The organism is Corynebacterium sp. HMSC036E10, from assembly GCF_001836265.1.
GTDB classification, from domain to species: Bacteria; Actinomycetota; Actinomycetes; order Mycobacteriales; family Mycobacteriaceae; genus Corynebacterium; species Corynebacterium coyleae.
On sequence record NZ_KV827962.1, the window covers coordinates 1 to 230 of the forward strand.

1 protein-coding gene is annotated in these 230 nt (G+C 53.9%); it reads right to left on the reverse strand.

Annotation, left to right across the window (positions count from 1 at the left end):
• On the reverse strand, nt 1-230 hold a 230-nt coding region (locus HMPREF2736_RS02750), incomplete at both ends, for an SdrD B-like domain-containing protein (RefSeq protein WP_141761579.1).

The window sequence follows — 230 nt, forward strand, 5'->3', positions numbered from 1 at the left end:
CGAATGTCGTACTCAGCGTTCGGATTAAGACCCTCGATCTTCCAGTTGCCGTCCTTATCGGTCACGGCAGAACGCGTCGGCTCACCATCACGCGACACCAACACAACTACATTCTCGAGGCCCTCTTCACCCTCATCCTGCTTGCCATCACCATTAGCGTCATTCCAAACACGGTCACCAACAGAACCAGACGGCAGAATACCCAGGTCAATATCGTCACGCTTCTCACC